The 19333-nt window shown below is 34.8% G+C and carries 21 protein-coding genes; 17 read left to right on the top strand and 4 right to left on the bottom strand.

Annotated elements, in window-relative coordinates; genetic code table 11:
* Positions 1-10 precede the first annotated feature (10 nt).
* The 9 genes from WKT09_RS02935 to WKT09_RS02895 all read left to right on the top strand — a co-directional run bounded on the left by WKT09_RS02935 (position 11) and on the right by WKT09_RS02895 (position 9556).
* Positions 11-895 (top strand): helix-turn-helix domain-containing protein, encoded by an 885-nt coding sequence (locus WKT09_RS02935; RefSeq protein ID WP_340414601.1) that lies wholly within the window; start codon positions 11-13, stop codon positions 893-895.
* Between the two features lie 78 nt (positions 896-973).
* Complete coding sequence (gene pgsA / locus WKT09_RS02930; RefSeq protein ID WP_340414600.1) at positions 974-1552, top strand: CDP-diacylglycerol--glycerol-3-phosphate 3-phosphatidyltransferase; 579 nt, start codon at positions 974-976, stop codon at positions 1550-1552.
* A complete protein-coding gene (locus tag WKT09_RS02925) occupies positions 1549-2790 on the top strand; it encodes a competence/damage-inducible protein A (protein WP_340414599.1) in 1242 nt (413 codons plus the stop codon). Before pgsA ends, WKT09_RS02925 begins: the two co-directional genes overlap by 4 nt.
* Positions 2791-2972: 182 nt before the next feature.
* A complete protein-coding gene (gene recA, locus WKT09_RS02920) occupies positions 2973-4025 on the top strand; it encodes a recombinase RecA (RefSeq protein ID WP_340414598.1) in 1053 nt (350 codons plus the stop codon).
* A gap of 407 nt (positions 4026-4432) precedes the next feature.
* Positions 4433-5998 (top strand): ribonuclease Y, encoded by a 1566-nt coding sequence (rny, locus tag WKT09_RS02915; RefSeq protein WP_340414597.1) that lies wholly within the window; start codon positions 4433-4435, stop codon positions 5996-5998.
* A gap of 131 nt (positions 5999-6129) precedes the next feature.
* Positions 6130-6930 carry a TIGR00282 family metallophosphoesterase gene (locus WKT09_RS02910; protein ID WP_340414596.1) on the top strand — a complete coding sequence of 267 codons (801 nt, stop codon included), beginning with the start codon at positions 6130-6132 and terminating at the stop codon, positions 6928-6930.
* Positions 6931-7079: 149 nt separating this feature from the next.
* Positions 7080-7340 (top strand): stage V sporulation protein S, encoded by a 261-nt coding sequence (locus tag WKT09_RS02905; RefSeq protein WP_336265666.1) that lies wholly within the window; start codon positions 7080-7082, stop codon positions 7338-7340.
* Positions 7341-7541: 201 nt separating this feature from the next.
* Positions 7542-9116, top strand: a complete 1575-nt coding sequence (gene miaB, locus WKT09_RS02900) for a tRNA (N6-isopentenyl adenosine(37)-C2)-methylthiotransferase MiaB (RefSeq protein WP_340414595.1) — start codon at positions 7542-7544, stop codon at positions 9114-9116.
* Entirely contained in the window at positions 9116-9556 is a 441-nt protein-coding gene (locus WKT09_RS02895) for a RicAFT regulatory complex protein RicA family protein (RefSeq protein ID WP_340414594.1), read from the top strand. Before miaB ends, WKT09_RS02895 begins: the two co-directional genes overlap by 1 nt.
* A gap of 223 nt (positions 9557-9779) precedes the next feature.
* Here the strand turns inward: WKT09_RS02895 and tnpC are convergent, their stop codons facing one another.
* The 3 genes from tnpC to WKT09_RS02880 all read right to left on the bottom strand — a co-directional run bounded on the left by tnpC (position 9780) and on the right by WKT09_RS02880 (position 11943).
* Entirely contained in the window at positions 9780-11330 is a 1551-nt protein-coding gene (gene tnpC, locus WKT09_RS02890) for an IS66 family transposase (protein WP_340414593.1), read from the bottom strand.
* 68 nt (positions 11331-11398) lie between these two features.
* Positions 11399-11752, bottom strand: a complete 354-nt coding sequence (gene tnpB, locus WKT09_RS02885) for an IS66 family insertion sequence element accessory protein TnpB (protein ID WP_340414592.1) — start codon at positions 11750-11752, stop codon at positions 11399-11401.
* Positions 11749-11943, bottom strand: coding sequence for a hypothetical protein (locus tag WKT09_RS02880; protein ID WP_340414591.1), 195 nt, complete (start codon positions 11941-11943; stop codon positions 11749-11751). The genes tnpB and WKT09_RS02880 overlap by 4 nt, the downstream gene beginning before the upstream one ends.
* Positions 11944-12158: 215 nt before the next feature.
* On the opposite strand from WKT09_RS02880, the gene cotE reads away from it, so the two are divergent.
* Positions 12159-12716, top strand: a complete 558-nt coding sequence (cotE, locus tag WKT09_RS02875; RefSeq protein ID WP_340414590.1) for an outer spore coat protein CotE — start codon at positions 12159-12161, stop codon at positions 12714-12716.
* A 51-nt stretch (positions 12717-12767) separates the two neighbouring features.
* Here the strand turns inward: cotE and WKT09_RS02870 are convergent, their stop codons facing one another.
* On the bottom strand, positions 12768-13682 hold the full coding sequence (locus WKT09_RS02870) for an aldo/keto reductase (protein ID WP_340414589.1): 915 nt from the start codon (positions 13680-13682) through the stop codon (positions 12768-12770).
* A gap of 118 nt (positions 13683-13800) precedes the next feature.
* Here WKT09_RS02870 and WKT09_RS02865 point away from each other — a divergent pair, with 118 nt between their 5' ends.
* The 7 genes from WKT09_RS02865 to deoB all read left to right on the top strand — a co-directional run bounded on the left by WKT09_RS02865 (position 13801) and on the right by deoB (position 19326).
* On the top strand, positions 13801-14349 hold the full coding sequence (locus tag WKT09_RS02865; protein WP_340414588.1) for an NUDIX hydrolase: 549 nt from the start codon (positions 13801-13803) through the stop codon (positions 14347-14349).
* On the top strand, positions 14349-15512 hold the full coding sequence (locus WKT09_RS02860) for an endonuclease Q family protein (RefSeq protein WP_340414587.1): 1164 nt from the start codon (positions 14349-14351) through the stop codon (positions 15510-15512). The genes WKT09_RS02865 and WKT09_RS02860 overlap by 1 nt, the downstream gene beginning before the upstream one ends.
* Positions 15513-15719: 207 nt before the next feature.
* Positions 15720-16301: a stage II sporulation protein M gene (gene spoIIM, locus WKT09_RS02855; RefSeq protein WP_445323965.1), complete on the top strand. Its 582-nt coding sequence runs from the start codon at positions 15720-15722 to the stop codon at positions 16299-16301.
* Positions 16302-16384: 83 nt separating this feature from the next.
* Complete coding sequence (fur, locus tag WKT09_RS02850; RefSeq protein ID WP_336265658.1) at positions 16385-16840, top strand: ferric iron uptake transcriptional regulator; 456 nt, start codon at positions 16385-16387, stop codon at positions 16838-16840.
* Positions 16841-17034: 194 nt separating this feature from the next.
* Complete coding sequence (locus WKT09_RS02845) at positions 17035-17217, top strand: DUF4227 family protein (protein WP_340414585.1); 183 nt, start codon at positions 17035-17037, stop codon at positions 17215-17217.
* Positions 17218-17234: 17 nt separating this feature from the next.
* Positions 17235-18128: a site-specific tyrosine recombinase XerD gene (xerD, locus tag WKT09_RS02840; RefSeq protein WP_340414584.1), complete on the top strand. Its 894-nt coding sequence runs from the start codon at positions 17235-17237 to the stop codon at positions 18126-18128.
* 19 nt (positions 18129-18147) lie between these two features.
* Entirely contained in the window at positions 18148-19326 is a 1179-nt protein-coding gene (gene deoB, locus WKT09_RS02835; RefSeq protein ID WP_340414583.1) for a phosphopentomutase, read from the top strand.
* Positions 19327-19333: the final 7 nt, after the last annotated feature.

Raw genomic sequence — 19333 nt, 5'->3', positions numbered from 1 at the left:
GTGTTAAAAAATGGAAATTGGACAAATATTAAAAGAGGCGAGGGAAGAGAAGTCTCTTACATTGGACGACATCCAAGAGATGACGAAAATTCAAAAACGATATCTCGTCGCGATTGAACAAAATGAGTTTCAAGCATTACCAGGAAGATTTTATGCAAGAGCGTTTATAAAAGAATATGCCGAGGTAATTGGCTTAAACGCTACTGAATTACTTGCAGAGTTCGATGAAGAAAAGATTGAAACAGAAGATATAACAGAAACGGCTCAATATAGTAGATTAGAACGAACAAAAGCTCCGAAAGAAGCGAAAAGTACTTCCTTTTTATCCATTATTCCGACAATAATAGTCGTCATTCTAATTATTGCAATTGTCGTAGTTGCATGGATGTTTTTACAGAAATCATCTAATGATTCAGAAAATGAAGCAGTTCAGAACAATAATGAAATCATTCGTGATGTGAATGAAGGGAAACAAACAGAAAACGAAAACGATAATGAAACTGAAACAAATGAAAATGATGCGAAAAATGAATCAGACGAAGAAGAAGAAAAAGAAACAGGTTCTTTTGAAGTGGATGAAATAGGAGAAGAAAGCTCCCCTCTATCTACCATGTCATTTACATATAGTGGCGAAAAGGTGGAAGTAGAACTTGAAGTAGAGCAAGATACTTATCTTGAAATAAGAGGTGCATCAGATGAAGTCTATTATGCAGATACTTTAATGGCAGATGCAGATGTTGATACATTTGACGTAACGGATGAAGATAGAGTGTATTTTAATATTGGAAATACTGCTGGTCTAACCGTTTATATTAATGGTGTCGAAATGGAATATCCAGTCGATCGCAATGAGAAAGTACATCAAAAAATTTGGGTGAATTTAGTTAAAAACTAATAAAAGATTGAAGTTTGGATATCATATAAAAATCCTTACTTCAATCTTACTTATTTTATAAAGAGAAAGGCGATAAATATGAATATACCTAATAAAATTACGATTTCACGTATTTGCTTAATCCCGTTTTTTATCCTTATTTTAAGTATTCCTTTTGATTGGGGTGCTTGGGAAATAGGAGAAACAACCTTACCAATCACACATTTTGTTGCAGCGATGATTTTTTTAGTTGCTTCTTTAACAGATTGGTTAGATGGTTATTATGCTAGAAAATATAATTTAGTTACAAATATGGGGAAATTTTTAGATCCATTAGCGGATAAATTACTCGTATCTGCAGCATTTATTTTACTTGTTCAGCTTGGTTTAGCACCAGCATGGATTGTTATTTTAATTATTAGTAGAGAATTTGCGGTTACGGGATTACGTCTAGTTGCATCGGGCGAAGGCATTGTACTTGCTGCGAGCAATATGGGGAAATTAAAAACTGTTTCACAAATTTTAGCTATCGCATTATTATTACTACATAATTATCCATTTTCATATATCGGTATCCCAGTAGATATCATTGTATTATATATTGCATTTATTTTAACAACTTGGTCTGGAATTGATTATTTTGTTAAAAATTGGCACGTGATGAGGGATTCTAAATGACAAGGCAATTAAACACTGAAATTATTGCAGTCGGTACAGAATTATTACTTGGTCAGATTGCAAATACAAACGCACAATGGCTGTCAGGTGAACTAGCTGGTAATGGGATTAATACGTATTATCATACAGTTGTTGGCGATAATATGGACCGTTTAACAGCTGTATTTGAGCGAGCACAACAAAGATCGAATGTTGTGCTCGTTACTGGTGGATTAGGACCGACACAAGATGATCTTTCACGAGAAGCGTTTCAACAGTTAACGGATTTACGTATAGTGGAAGAAAAAGACTCTTTACAAAAGATCATGGACTTTTATCGTGATCAAGGAACGGAAATGACCCCAAATAACCGACGGCAAGCTAGGGTTTTTGAAGGGTCAAAAGTATTACCAAATAAAGTAGGAATGGCACCAGGAAATTTAGTTGTGTATAAAGATGTAATATGGATATTTATGCCTGGTGTACCAAAAGAAATGAAACAAATATTTTCAGATGAGGTCATTCCATATTTAAAATCCATTAATGGTGAAATGGTCATTGAATCAAAAGTATTGAATTTTACTGGCATTGGTGAGTCAGTATTAGAACATACTTTAGAAGAATTAATTCGAACACAACATAATCCAACTATTGCCCCTTTAGCCGTGAAAGGAAAAATTACCGTTCGCGTTAGTGCGAAAGCGGAAACAAAAGAAAAGGCTCTTTCCATGATTGAGAAAACAAAAAAGGAAATTCTATCGCATATAGGCCGTTTTTATTTTGGCGAAGGTAGTATGACATTAGAAGAAAAAGTATTTGAGTTATTAAAAGAACGGAAAATGTCGATTGCAAGTGCTGAAAGTTTAACAGCGGGCTTATTTACAAGTAATATCGTCGATAACTCTGGTGCGTCTGCTATTTTAAAAGGTGGGGTCGTTTGTTATGATCCAGCAGTCAAGCGTCAAGTTTTACAAGTAGCAGATGAAACAATTCGTATACATGGAACTGTGAGTGAACAATGTGCAAAAGAATTAGCGGAAAATGTTCGCGATATCTTAGGAAGTGCTATTGGAATTAGTTTTACAGGTGTAGCAGGACCGAATGAGATAGAAGGTAAAAAAGCGGGAACAGTTTATATTGGTATTGCAACAGAAGAAGGAACGAAAGTAAGTAAATTTGTTTTTGCAGGAGACCGTAAACAGGTGAGAGAACGTGCGGTATTAAAAGGATATGAATTATTATTTACATTTTTAAAATAGTTTTTTACACCATGAATGACGGACAAAACTACCGTTTTGGACAATATGAGGTATGAAAAATGAACTTTTTCATATAGAAGGACGAACAAAACATAAGAACATGTATTCGCATATTGTTTGTGTATTTTATATAAACGATGTATGATAGAAAGCAGATAGTTCAAAATTGGGAGGTAACGCCAGTGAGTGATAAACAAAAAGCATTAGATGAAGCATTAAGAAAAATAGAGAAACAATTTGGAAAAGGATCGATTATGAAGCTTGGAGAAGAAGCGGAACGTAAAATCGACACGATTTCAAGCGGATCTTTAGCGTTGGATGTTGCATTAGGAATTGGTGGATATCCGAAAGGGCGTATTATTGAAATCTATGGACCAGAATCATCCGGTAAAACAACTGTAGCATTACATGCTATTGCAGAGGCACAGAAAAAAGGTGGGCAAGCAGCTTTTATCGATGCTGAGCATGCTTTAGACCCGAATTACGCAAGAGCTTTAGGAGTTAATATTGATGAATTATTATTATCTCAACCAGATACAGGTGAACAAGCATTAGAAATTGCAGAAGCATTAGTACGAAGTGGTGCGATTGATATTTTAGTAGTAGACTCTGTTGCAGCTTTAGTACCGAGTGCAGAGATTGAAGGGGAAATGGGAGATGCGCATGTTGGTTTACAAGCTCGTCTTATGTCCCAAGCCTTAAGAAAATTATCCGGTGCAATTAATAAGTCTAAAACAATAGCTATTTTTATTAACCAAATTCGTGAAAAAGTCGGTGTGATGTTCGGAAATCCGGAAACAACGCCAGGTGGCCGCGCGTTAAAATTCTATTCATCTGTTCGTCTTGAAGTACGTCGTGCTGAAACATTAAAACAGGGAACAGATATGATTGGAAATAGAACTCGTATCAAAGTAGTGAAAAATAAAGTAGCTCCTCCATTCAAACAAGCAATGGTTGATATTATGTATGGAGAAGGGATTTCTATTGAAGGTGAAATATTAGATATAGGTTCTGAATTGGAAATTGTGGAAAAGAGTGGAGCATGGTACTCTTATCAAGGAGAACGCCTAGGACAAGGTCGAGAAAACTCTAAACTGTTTTTAATAGAAAATGAGGCGATTCGCGATGAAATTCATCAAGCGATTCGTGATCATTATGAATTAGATAAAGCTGCTGAAAAAGCGCCAGAAGAAGAATCAATGGATGAATTAATCGAAGAAGAAGATTTATTATAATTTATTAGAAATGTAAATAGAGGTTCTACAATATATGGTGTTGGTGGAAAAAATCCACTGGCACCTTTTTTATGCATTAAATAAAAAACAGGTAGCATTAAAGGCTTGAGGACGAAATGAAAGCAATCTGTCCGTTTGTTGTTTAATTTCAACTATCGATGAACAATTTGTGACAAAGGTCTGATTTTATTAAAGTGAAAATGTACTACATGGATTGTATTTTCAAACGAAATTATGTGAAAAACAAATAAAATAAAGGCTTTTCATTGACATTGGTAATTAGTACATTTAAAATTAAACTGTATAATTAATTTTATACATTATACAAATTTATTCGCTATTGATTAAAGGTTTTTATGCCGACAATAAAGAATTGTACAATTTTATAGCAATAGGAGGTGAAGAACGTGGACAATCCTATACTCATCTCCGTTTTGCTTGCATTAGTCCTAATCGTCGGTATTGTTGTTGGTTATCTTGTTCGGAAATCAATTGGAGAAGCAAAGATTTCAAGTGCTGAAAACTTAGCCAAACAAATTGTTGAAGAAGCACATCGAAATGCAGATGCAGCTAAAAAAGAAGCACTTTTAGAGGCAAAAGAAGAAAACCATGCATTTCGTCAACAAGTGGAAGAAGAATTACGTGAACGACGTACAGAAGTACAGAAACAAGAAGATCGCTTAATTCAAAAAGAAGAAATTCTGGACAAAAAAAGCATTACAATTGATAATCGTGAACTCTCATTAGAAAAAAGAGAACAAAATATAGCAGAACAACAACAACAGATTGAAGAAATGAGAAGCAAAGTAGATGCATTACTTGAAAAGCAACATACGGAGCTTGAACGCATTTCTGGCTTAACAAGTGAACAAGCGAAACAAATTATCTTGAATCGTGTAGAAACAGAATTGAACCAAGAGACTGCGGTTATGATCAAAGAAGCAGAGAATCGTGCGAAAGAGGAATCGGATAAAAAGGCGAAAAATATTTTATCTCTTGCTTTACAACGACTTGCTGCAGATCATGTTGCAGAAACGACTGTGTCTGTCATCAATTTACCTAATGATGAAATGAAAGGTCGTATAATTGGGCGAGAAGGGCGAAACATTCGTACGCTTGAAACGTTAACAGGAATTGATTTAATCATTGATGATACACCAGAAGCTGTAATTTTATCAGGTTTTGATCCAATTAGACGAGAAATTGCACGAATTGCTTTAGAAAAATTAGTGCAAGATGGTCGAATTCATCCAGCTCGTATTGAAGAAATGGTCGACAAAGCGAGACGAGAAGTTGACGATCATATTCGTGAAATTGGAGAGGAAGTTACATTTGAAGTTGGTGTACATGGATTACATCCTGACCTCATAAAAATATTAGGTCGCTTAAAGTATCGAACAAGTTATGGTCAGAATGTGTTAAAGCATTCGATGGAAGTTGCGCATCTATCAGGACTGCTTGCAGCTGAATTAGGAGAAGATGAAGTACTTGCAAGAAGAGCAGGTTTACTTCATGATATTGGAAAAGCGATAGATCATGAAGTAGAAGGTAGTCACGTTGAGATCGGTAAAGAATTAGCAATGAAATACAAAGAGCATCCGGTTGTTGTGAATGCTATTGCATCACACCATGGGGATGAAGAAGCAACATCAATCATTTCTGTACTAGTTGCTGCCGCAGATGCATTATCTGCTGCAAGACCAGGAGCGAGAAGTGAAACACTTGAAAACTACATTAAACGTTTAGAGAAATTAGAAGATATTTCTGATTCGTTTACAGGTGTTGAAAAATCATACGCTATTCAAGCTGGTAGGGAAGTACGCATTATGGTTAAACCAGATGAAGTTGATGATGCAACGGCAACGCATATGGCAAGAGAAATTCGTAAGCGAATTGAAAGTGAATTAGAATATCCTGGACATATTAAAGTAACCGTTATTCGTGAAACGAGATCTGTGGAGTATGCTAAGTAATTGCCAAAAATGAATTCAATATGACTCATAATAAAAAAGCGGTTTTTACCGCTTTTTTTTGTTACATAGGAAAGAATGCAATGAGATGATATAATAAATGTATATAAAGTATATAGTAAGGAATGGTAAGTGTGAAAATTTTATTTATTGGAGATGTGGTAGGTTCTCCAGGTAGAAAAATGGTGCAAGAGTATGTACCAAAATTAAAAGAAGTATATAAACCACAAATAACAATTGTAAATGGTGAAAATGCTGCAAGTGGAAAAGGAATTACGGAAAAAATTTATAAACAATTTATGCAATTAGGTATTCAAGTTGTCACAATGGGGAATCATACATGGAACAAGCGCGAAATTGTGGACTTCATCGAGGATGCACCAAATTTAATCCGCCCAGCAAACTTTCCACCAACAAATCCTGGTAAAGGTATCTCCTATGTACAATATAATGATGTAATAGTTGCTGTCATCAATTTACAAGGAAGAACATTTTTAGATCCTATTGATGATCCATTCACAAAAGCAGATGAACTAATTAAAGAAGCAAAAGAAAAAACGAATATTATTTTCATTGATTTCCACGCGGAAGCTACGAGTGAAAAACAGGCATTTGGATGGTATGTCGACGGGCGAGTAAGTGCCGTTATTGGAACACATACACATACACAAACGGCTGATAATCGTATTTTACATGGTGGGACTGCATATATAACGGATGCAGGAATGACGGGTCCATATGATAGTGTTTTAGGGGTTGAAAAAGAGACAATTATTCGACGATTTACATCGAATATGCCAGCGAGATTTGAAGTGGATACGAAAGGTCGTGCTCAATTAAATGGTTGCCTCCTTACAATTGATGAGAAAACTGGTAAGGCAACAAAAATCGAACGAATTATGATCAATGATGATCACCCGTTTATGACCTTATAATATAAGAAAAATATAATTGAGTTTTTCATAAATTATGGAAGAATGGTTGTAATTTGCTGTAAATCGTGCATAATTAAAGTAATAAGGTATCATTTCTTAGAATATAGTATTAGTGAATCTATATTAGTTAATGAAGGGGGTACTTAGTAATGGATGTATTAAAAGTTTCAGCAAAATCGAATCCAAACTCAGTCGCAGGTGCATTAGCAAATGTTTTAAGGGAAAATGGCAGTGCAGAATTACAAGCAATTGGTGCAGGCGCATTAAATCAAGCGATTAAAGCTGTTGCAATTGCAAGAGGGTTTGTAGCACCTAGTGGAATTGATTTAATTTGTGTTCCAGCTTTTACAGATATTTTAATCGAAAATGAAGAACGAACAGCAATTAAATTGATTGTAGAACCTCGTTAATAAAGGAATGGAAAGTCGGAATAACCTTAACAGTCACCTTTTCTGTTAAGGTTATTTTTCATGTACTTGGAATAAAAATATGACAGAATCATTAACAATGTACAAAATATATACGGTTTTATTGTGTAATACGAAGAAAAAATATATACTATAATGATGAATGCAATTATGTATGAATATACATATGGAAGGAGATAAAGCATGAACGAAGAACAGCGAAAAGAGCAAGCGCAAATTAAACAAGAAGATATATCCGTGGACAGAAAATCCAGACAGGATAAACCATTGTCGGAAAAAACGACGGAAGATTTTGCGCATTATTTCCAATCGACTTATCAACCACCAGATATTAAAAAAGCACGTAAACGTGGACGAGATAAAGTAGAAGTACATTATGATTTTGAAATCACAGAAGATATGCGCTCCATTGGAGAAGGTCGTAAGTTTTTAATTCAAACATATGGTTGTCAGATGAATGAACATGATACAGAAGTGATGGCAGGGATTTTGACAGATATGGGATATACAGCGACAACAACGACAGAAGATGCAGATATCGTTTTATTAAATACATGTGCCATTAGAGAAAATGCTGAAAACCGTGTTTTTGGTGAAATTGGGCATTTAAAAAGTTTAAAAGTTGAAAGACCAGATTTAATTGTTGGTGTTTGTGGATGTATGTCCCAACAGGAATCTGTTGTCAATCGTATTATGCAAAAACACCAGCATGTCGATTTAATTTTTGGTACACATAATATTCATCGCTTACCGAACCTAATTAAAGAAGCGATGTTTAGTAAGGCACAAGTAGTAGAAGTGTGGTCAAAGGAAGGAGATATTATAGAAAATCTTCCGAAGGCACGTACAGGCAAAATTAAAGCTTGGGTTAATATTATGTATGGCTGTGATAAATTCTGTACGTATTGTATCGTACCGATGACACGTGGAAAAGAACGTAGTCGTCGACCAGAAGATATTATTCAAGAAGTACGTCATTTAGCCGCACAAGGCTATCAGGAAATTACATTACTAGGTCAAAACGTAAATGCTTATGGAAAAGATTTTGAAGATATCGATTATACGTTTGCAAATTTAATGGATGATATGAGAAAAATTGATATTCCACGCGTTCGTTTTACAACGTCACATCCACGAGATTTCGATGATGCATTAATCGATGTACTAGCAAAGGGTGGTAACTTATTAGACCATATTCATTTGCCAGTACAATCTGGAAGTAGTCATATTTTACGAAAAATGAATCGTAAATACACACGGGAAGAATATTTGGAACTCGTACGTAAAATAAAAAAAGCAATTCCAAACGTCACGTTAACGACAGATATTATTGTTGGATTCCCGAATGAAACAGATGAACAATTCGAAGAAACGATGACCTTAATGGAAGAGGTTGGTTTTGAAGCGGCATATACATTTATTTATTCTCCTCGTGAAGGAACACCAGCTGCCGTACAAAAAGACGATGTTCCAATGGAAGTGAAAAAAGAGCGTCTACAACGCTTAAATAAATTAGTAAATGACCAATCTGCAAAATCAATGGAAACGTATAAAGGTAAAATCGTGAAAGTACTAGTGGAAGGTACGAGTAAAAAAGATGATACTGTTTTAGCGGGGTATACGGAGAAAAACAAAGTAGTAAACTTTAAAGGACCAAAATCAATTATCGGTAAAATTGTCGATGTAAAAATTACAGAAACGAGAACATGGTCGTTAAACGGAGAGTTAGTAGAACAATCAGTTGAGGTGAGTGGATAATGACATTGTATACACGTAAAGAGGTAATGGATGAAGCAAAAAAATTAGCTGAAATGTTAGCAAATACAGAAGAAATTGAGCGTTTCAAAGAGTTAGAAGCAAAAGTGAATCAAAATGATAAAATTCAACGTTTAGTAAAGAAAATTACGACATTACAAAAGCAAGCAGTAAATTTACAAGCATATGATAAAAAAGCTGCATTAGAAAAAGTAGAAGAGGCAATTAATGAAGCACAAAATGAATTAGATAGTATTCCTGTTGTGCAAGACTTCCAAGAAATTCAAATGGTAGTAAACGATGTATTACAATTAGTTTCTAGCACGATTGCACGTGAAGTGACAAATCACGTTATTAAAGATACTGGCGGAAATTTATTAAGTGGTGAAACAGGAACGAAAGTAGCTAATAAAGAAGATGCTTGTTGTAGTAGCAACGAATAAGTATAGCTCAACCATATATGGTGTTAGTGGAAAAAATCCACTGGCACCTTTTTTATGCATAAAAATAGAAAACTAATGAAATGCCCTTCAGAATAAAAATTGACAGAATACCAACCATATTTGACAAAGCGCTATACATAGTAAGCCCGAACTAAGAAAATTTAAAAGTAGAGACGACAAATAACCGTGAATCTTCGATTTTTTAGACAGATTTACGGTTATTTTATATTTTTGCACATGTTGCTTGGATTGTTTTCGACCAAGGCATGTACTGATTTAATATTTCTGGTGTTTGATGGATATTGAGATTGGGAAGTTCCGTTAGTAATTTCACCAAATATTGATAGAAATCTATACCATTGGCTTTTGCTGTTTCTGCCATGCTCAAACATATTGCATTGGCCTCGGCACCAGCTTCGCTAACGGAGTGCATCCAATTTTTTCTACCGATCACACTAGGTCGTATCGCATTTTCGGCTGGATTATTATCCATTTCAATGCGTCCGTCGTAGAGAAAGGCACGTAGTCCATCTGCCAATTTTAGTGTATATGTAGCTGCTTTCCCAATCGCATTATTTCCGTAAAATGGAGACTCTTCTATCCATTGAAAGAATGCCTCGACGATTGGCTTCGAATGTTTCTGACGTCTTTTTCTTCGTTTACTCGGGGATAAATGTTTAAATTCCCTTTCTAAGCGATAAAGTTCATCACAAAAGTTCACGCCAATCATGCCGTTTTTACTGTTTGCTTTCAACCAATACCGTCGAACATGCGCCCAACAATTTGCGAAAGAAACATCTGCGATTTTATCGTATGCGGAATAGCCGTCACAGATAATTGTACCCCTAAAGTTGTTTATAAACCCTTCCAAAACGGATCGGGCACGTGATAACGCACTTTGAAAAAGAACGATAACTGGTCCCTGGCTAAGAACGCTACGATACACCCAGTTATAGGCGTTGGAATTTCCTCGTTTACCATCGGAACGATGAATAATTTTCCCGTATGTCTCATCCACGTGAAGAATGGATTTTTTTATCATCATTTCCTTCATTCGCTGGTACACAGGAAACAACCAATCCTCAGCCGTCCTTATCACCCAGTTCGACAAGTTTTTATCGTTCGTAAATAGACCACAACGCTCCCATTCTTTTACCTGACGGTAAAGGGGAAGGTACTGGGTAAATTTATCATAGATCACTTTTGCTAGAACACTAGGACTTGTCAGGCTACGCTGGATAGGGGCTAATGGTGCTTGGCCCCTTTTAATCTGTGCAACTTGAAAGGAATCCCTTTTACAATTTTTACATTCATAGGCGTGTTCTACATGTTGAATTTTCTTTATAGTTGCCGGAATAAACATAGCTTCTTCTCGAACAATCGTGCTACCCATTTCAATCATGGCTTGTTGGCAACAATCGCACGTTGTATCTTCTGGATGATGATGGATAATTTCTGTTTCAAGATGATCAGCTAGAAAATCATTGCGTTTTCTATTTTTTGCTTTACGTTCAACAGTGTACACGATCTTCTGTTGGCTTTGTTCTTCTGTGTGCTCAGAACTGTTAAAAGAATCGTCATCATCCTCATCGAATAAAGACGTTTGCCCATCGGGCAGATTGTATTTCGATTGCTCTGTTTTTGAGCCATATAATAGCTTCGTTAAGTGGCGAACTTGCTCGGTCAAAGCTTCAATCTGTCGATTCGAATGTTTTAATTGTTCCTCTAAAAGTTTGATTAATTTATCATTCTGATTAGGAGAAGATTGAACCATGCAACTTCACCGCCTTTCGTTCATTTTATGATAGCTATAGTATACGCTATTGAACGAAGAATGAATAGTTAAAAAACACCTCTTAAAGATTTTTGTATTGCTTTTGGCTGCTGAATAGCTAACCCCTCAAGCAACCACCTAAGTTCTTGTTGCGACAAATTTCGAACTTCATTTTCATTTTTAGGCCATTGAAGTTTGCCATTATCTAAACGTTTATAAAGCATGGCGAATCCATCACCGTCAAAATATAAACATTTATAACGATCTTTGCTCCAACCAGAGAATAAGAAAATGGAATCTCCATATGGATCTAGTTTGAAATTATCTTGAACGAGCGTAGCTAGTCCGTCAATACCTTTTCTCATATCAGTTTTACCACAAACGATATAAATGTTTTTGACGTCTGTATAATCTTGCCTCATCCATTTTTCAACTCCCTTATCACGGTTTGAATGATGTGCTCATCCACACCGTTAAAGAAGGAAAGTTCAAGGTCTCCTGATTTCATCGTGCAAACAGGAGTTTCCGAGGAAGCAGGCGGGGTCGTTAACGTAGATTCTTTCTTTTCAGGATGGAGTGTTACGGGGACGATGATCAGTTCTTCATGCGACATAGAAAAGCACCTCCTTCTATTGATATTTCTATCTTAGCAGGAGATGCTTCGGTAGGATATGCGTTGTTTGATTACGGGCTTACTATACATATTCTTTCTTCTGAAATAAATTAAAATATAAAACGCCTCTTACGAAAGAAAATTGTATAGACGAATGCACTAAATAAATATTCGTGCATAAAATGACAATGACAAAAGAGGAGGTATACAATCCGATGAGTTTTTATGATCATGATTATCGCGAGATTATAACGAAAGCTGTTTGTAGTAGAGGAAAAAAGAAGGCAACATTGTCTCATGTACTTACCCCTACATTTACGCCGTCTACTATATTAGGGTGTTGGATTATTAACCATACGTATGAAGCTAAGAGTAAATCAAATAAAATAGTAGAGATTACAGGATCGTACGATATCCATGTATGGTATGCATATAATGACCATATGAAAACAACCGTAATTTCTGAAAATGTGCCTTATTGTATCGATGTAAATTTATCGAAAGAAGATGAACATTGTTTAGAAAATAGTTGTCGTGATATTTTGGCTAAAGTAGAAAAACAACCAACTTGTTTACAATGTAAAATAAATGAGGACAAAAATATTGCTGTTGATGTAGCACTATCTTTTATGGTAAATGTTATAGGGGAAATGAAAGTACATGTAAAGGTAGAACCGGTAAAGCAACAAAAAGACGATCATGTGCGTGATTATCGGGGGAAACAAACATATGATGCGTTTCAGGAACGTCCATCACAATCTCCATTTAAATAATTTTAAAACACCAAGGAAGGACAAAAAACTGGTTGCTTCCTTGGTGTTGATTTATAGACGATGTTGTTCATATACTAATTGTTTAGTGATAGATTGAAGTTGTTTATATATATTAGGTGATAATTTTTCACTTGTAAATGCAGCGATATTTTTATTTAGTTGCTCCATTGAACTAGCACCAAAAACAGCCGAACGTACGACATCTTGTTGTAAGACGTATTGAAGGGCTATAGTTGCTATATTACTTTCATAGAGGGATGAAATAGATGCAAGGATCTCTTTCAGTTGTTCATAAGAGTAGCTTAAATATCCTTCATTTGCTTTTTTCGCTATTTGTTTCATTGCTTGATCCGATAATATTCCTTTTGCGAACGGTCCTCTTGCTAAAACATGAATATCTTTTTCTGCTATTTTTGCAAATAGTTCCTCTGGACGACGATCTAATATATTATATTGCATCATAATTGCATCGATATTTGAACGATGTACATACGCATCTATCACATTCGGTCGAATAGAAGAAATGCCATAGGAACGGATTTTCCCTTTTTCTTTTAAACGTTCAAATGTTTCTATAATATCATCTATCGGGTCTTCGATTGTACCGCCATGTAATAAATATAAATCAAGATAATCAGTCTGTAGTCTTTTTAAACTTGCATCAATTGCTTGATGGATATAGGTGGGGGATGGATCCCAAAACCACTCTTTTTTTTCTTTGTTAAAATGATTGCCAACTTTTGATGTTAAAATGATATCATGACGTTTCTTTTTAATCGTTTCGCCAATAATATGTTCATTTTCCCCAAAATCATATAAATCTGCCGTATCGATATGGTTAATGCCATGATATAATGCTTCATCAATCATATCGCTCGCTTTTTGTTTGTCTTTACCAAGTGACATCCCTCCAAGTGTTAATGGAGTAATATATATATCCGATTGTCCAAGTCTTTGTTTCTTCATGTTTATTCCTCCTCTATTCTAGTATACAATAATTTGTAATGGAAATTTTTAAATATACTTACATGGAGGTAAATATGCTAAAATGAAAGCAGTACATTTTGAGTAAAGAGGGATTTGGATGAAAAAATTTGAAGAAAAGACAATTGCAACGAAGCAAGTTTTTGAGGGGCATATTATTTCATTACAAGTTGATGATGTGTTACTTCCAAATGGTAATAAAGGAAAACGAGAACTTGTAAAACATCCCGGGGCAGTTGCAATCATTGCAGTAACGGATGAGGGGAAAATTATATTTGTAGAACAGTACAGAAAGCCGTTAGAACGTTCCTTAGTTGAAATACCTGCTGGTAAAATAGAAGCGAATGAGGAGCCAATCGTAACAGCTCAACGTGAATTAGAAGAAGAGACAGGATACACAACGGACAAATTACAATATATAACTTCTTTTTATACATCTCCAGGATTTGCAGATGAAATTATTCATATTTATTATACGAATCAACTAAAAGTATTATCAGACAAAGTAGCCGGAGATGATGATGAATTTGTGGAGCTGATTGCTCTAACATTAGAAGAAGCAGAACAATATATGCAAGAGCAAAAAATTCATGATGCAAAAACAGTGTACGCAATACAATATTTAAAAATGATTGGAACGAATGCATAATGTTACAACAATATTTTGTTGACCTACATATCCACATAGGAAGGGATATATATGATCGACCAGTTAAAATTACCGCTTCTAAAAATTTAACATTAACGAATATTTTAGAAGAGGCATCCCGACGAAAAGGGTTGCAAATGATCGGTGTCATAGATTGTCATGCACCAGCAGTTCAAGAAGAATTGCAACAACTTATCGAAGCGAATAAAGCAATTCCATTAAAAAATGGTGGTATACAATTTGAAAATGTGACACTAATCTTAGGTGCAGAATTAGAAATATATGACGAAAATTGTCAAGGTCCCATTCACGTATTATGTTATTTACCAACCATTGATAAAATGCAACAGTTTACAGAATGGCTTCGACCTAAAATGAAGAATATAACATTAAGTTCCCAACGAATATATGTCGATGCAAAAGCATTGCAGTATAAAGTAAAAGAACTGGAAGGCATTTTTATTCCTGCCCATGTATTTACACCGTTTAAAAGTCTATACGGAAAAGGGGTCCATACATCTCTAACCGAAGTGTTTGATCCGGATTTAATCGATGGAATCGAATTAGGATTAAGTGCAGATACTAATATGGCAGATAATATAAGTGAATTACATCGGTATACATTTGTGTCGAATTCAGATAGTCATTCTTTACCAAAAATTGCACGAGAATATCAATTAATTGAAATGAAAGAACCAACATTTAACGAGTTGTTTTTTGCGTTACACGAAGCAGAGGGACGAAGAGTTGTAACGAATTATGGGATGAATCCATTGTTAGGGAAATATTATACGACCGTTTGTCAGCAATGTTTTACACCTGTCACATTTGGATCGATGATATGTGAAAAGTGTCATAGTACCAAAATTATTAATGGTGTGTTTGATCGAATACAAACATTGAAAGACAATGAAGGAAACGTAAATAAGCGTCCAGATTATATGTATCAAGTTCCTTTAGAATATATAAAAGGACTAGGACCGAAAACGATGGAGAAACTATTAGAGAACGGAAAAACAGAAATGCATATTATCCATTATATGCCACAAGAAACGTTAGAAAAATATGTAAAACCTACCATTGCAGCACAAATAATACAATTACGTCACGGCAAACTACAAATTGAAGCTGGTGGTGGAGGAAAATATGGGAAATTAAAATAGTGATTCAATTAAATAAATGAAAAGAAATTAAAACATTCCAGGAAAAACTTTATATTTCAAGAAACTTGTTTGTCATTTTAGATGCATGAATTGGACAACCTCATCATATTGTTTCTATATACGATGAAAAAGATGGAGGCTATGATGAGGTATATGAAAACTATCTTTCGCAACTATATACGGGAAAATAAGTGGATTGTATTGTTTATGTCAATTTTGTTTTTAACTGGTATTGTTTTTGGCGCTATTATCGTGAACAGTATGAGTTTTGTTCAAAAGGAAGATGTCTTCTTCCATTTACAACAATATTTTACATTAGTAAAAGAAAATAACGAAGTTAATCATTGGGAGTTATTGCGACGGAGTTATTTTTTTCATGCGAAATATTTATTTATATTGTTCATTTTAGGTATGACGATTATTGGATTACCCATTATATGGGTACTCTTATTTATGAAAGGCTTAATTGTGGGATTTTCTGTCGGATTTATCGTTCATCAATTAGGGTGGAAAGGTTTAGGACTTGCCACATTGTCGGTTGCACCACAAAATATGATTACAGTGCCTACCTATATAATAGCGAGTACAGTTAGTGTACATTTCGCGATTATTTTATGGAAGAAATTATGGGGAAAAAACAACAGAATGTCTCCGATCCAGTTAGTGCGTATGTATGCTACCGCATTTCTTTTCTTTTTCGCTTTAGCATTTTTAAGTTCAGGAGTAGAAACGTTTATTTCGAATCAACTATTTCAATATTTTTTAAAAATATTTATGACTATTTTATAATTATTTTAACTATATAATGATTATTTTTTGACAGTTGTTTCTCGTGTGCCTATAATGAAAGTGACAGATGGAGGGGTAAATCCATGAAACAACGAATAGAACGAATAAAAAAACAACTACATTCACAAGGGTATAAGCTTACTCCGCAGCGAGAGGCTACATTATTGGTCTTATTAGAGAGAGAAGAAGATCATTTAAGTGCAGAGGAAGTATTTTTGCTTGTGAAGGAAAAAGCACCAGATATTGGTTTAGCTACTGTATATCGTACATTAGAATTATTATCTGAATTAAAAATTGTTGACAAAATTAACTTTGGTGATGGTGTCTCTCGATATGATTTACGTAAAGAGGGAGCAGAACATTTCCATCATCATTTAGTTTGTATGGAATGTGGTTCCGTAGAAGAAATTATGGAAGATTTGTTACATGATGTAGAAAAAATTGTCGAAAGTCAATGGGAATTTCAAGTAAAAGATCACCGATTAACATTCCATGGCATTTGTAAAGTTTGTCAAAATAAAGAAGTAAAAGCAAATTAATTTGCTTTTACTTTTTTTTGTTCATAAATCTTTATAATAGTGTAAAATAGAGGTATATAAACAAAGAATATTGTACACCTTTTTAATAAAGTGAAATTATCTATATACTATGTATGCATAATGATTAATTTGTTTTGCAACTAAATAAACTGTAATGATTGTATAAATGAATCATGAAGAAAGGGTACGATAAGATGTGGAAATGGATTCGATCATTTTTACAAGCAGTAATCGTTTTTATTAGTTGTACAATTTTATTTTATTTTGCTATCCAGTCATTTCATCAGCAATATGAATCATATGTTGATGATCCATTTGAACATGTAAAATGGTTGAAAACATGGCATGAAAAAGTACGGACGATACGATTATTTTAGTCATAGGAGAATGGGAAATGTTACGAAACGAAATAGAAGACTTTTTTCACTATATTCGAATTGAAAGAGGATTAGCTGATAATACGATTCAGTCGTATCGAAGAGATCTCCAACATTATGAACAATTTTTAACAGATACATGTAACCGAACAGCATGGAATAATGTTTCAAGAAATGATATGATGTTATTTCTTAGTTCCTTACGTGAGGATGGGAAATCAGCCGCGACAATTGCACGGATGATTTCAGCGATTAGAGCTTTGCATCAATTCCTAATACGGGAACAAGTCGTGAAGACGGATGAAAGTTTACATATTTCAACACCAAAAAAAGATCGTTTACTTCCGACTGTTTTATCAATGGAAGAAGTAGACCAACTATTACAACTAGAGCAAGATACACCTTTACAAATACGTAATAAAGCGATGCTAGAGTTGATGTACGCAACAGGATTACGTGTATCAGAATTAGTAAATTTACATGTAAGAGATGTTCATCTTGAGATGGGATTTGTCCGTTGTATCGGAAAAGGAAATAAGGAGAGAATTATTCCATTAGGTGATATGGCTAAAGAGGCGTTAGAACAATATGTTGAATTTTCTCGTCCGATACTGACCAAAAAGAATGAGCGAGAAGTGATGCTATTCGTCAATCATCATGGTCGTTCATTATCAAGGCAAGGGTTTTGGAAAATAATAAAAAATGTTGCGAAAGAGGTAGGGTTAACGAAAGAAATTACCCCACATATGTTACGCCATTCCTTTGCGACTCATTTACTTGAGAATGGTGCAGATTTACGTTCCGTTCAGGAAATGCTCGGTCATGCGGACATTTCAACGACACAAATTTATACACATATTTCTAAAACGAGATTAAAAGATATGTACGAGCAATTTCACCCTCGAGCATAAAGGAAAGGAAAGATAGAAAATGAACAAATTTAAAAGAGTATTTTTAGTCGTATTAGATTCAGTAGGTATAGGAGAAGCACCTGATGCGGATAAATATAATGATGTAGGTGCTAATACGTTAGGAAATATTGCCAAACATATGGATGGATTGCATGTACCTAATTTACAAGCTTTAGGATTAGGAAATATTGCACCAATAGACGGAGTAGCAGCAGTTTCGTCCCCAAAAGCATATTATACAAAAATGGAAGAGGCTTCCGCAGGTAAAGATACGATGACAGGACATTGGGAAATAGCGGGTTTACGTATTGATCAACCGTTTCAAACGTTCCCTAAAGGGTTCCCTGCTTCACTGATTGAAGAAATTGAAGCACGAACAGGAAGAAAAGTGATCGGAAATAAACCAGCATCTGGAACAGCAATTATCGATGAATTAGGTCCGGAACATATAGAGACAGGGGCAATCATTGTGTATACATCGGCTGATTCTGTTTTACAAATTGCCGCACATGAATCTGTTGTTCCATTAGAAGAATTATATAAAATTTGTGAAATTTGTCGGGAATTAACATTAAAAGAAGAATATTTAGTAGGTCGTGTCATTGCGCGCCCATTTGTGGGAGAAGTTGGGAACTTCACGAGAACTTCTAATCGTCATGATTATGCTCTGAAACCTTTTGGTAAAACAGTATTAGATAGTTTAAAAGAGAATGGCCTTGATGTCATTTCATTGGGAAAAATTGCCGACATTTTCGACGGAGAAGGGATTACAAAAGCAATTCGTACGGTTGATAATGATGATGGAATGGTAAAATTAGTGGAATCTATAAAAGAGGATTTTCACGGTTTATGTTTTTTAAATTTAGTAGATTTCGATGCACAATATGGTCATAGAAGAAATCCTGAAGGCTATGCTCAAGCATTGGAAACATTTGATCAACAGTTAAAAGAAGTTTTACCTTTATTAAAAGATGATGACTTGCTTATTTTAACTGCGGATCACGGCAATGATCCGACACATCATGGGACAGACCATACGAGAGAATATGTACCCATTTTGATGTATCATAACCAAATAGACATAGGGAAGGCACTACCAATCCGTGATACGTTTTCTGATGTCGCAGCAACCATTGCAGAAAATTTTGCAGTAGAAGCTCCAGCATATGGAAAAAGTTTTTTAAACGAATTGAAATAAGAGAAGG

Origin of the sequence: Pseudogracilibacillus sp. ICA-222130 (assembly GCF_037892545.1) — a bacterium.
Lineage (GTDB): Bacteria > Bacillota > Bacilli > Bacillales > Amphibacillaceae > Pseudogracilibacillus.
This window is presented reverse-complemented; position numbering and strand designations above follow the sequence as displayed.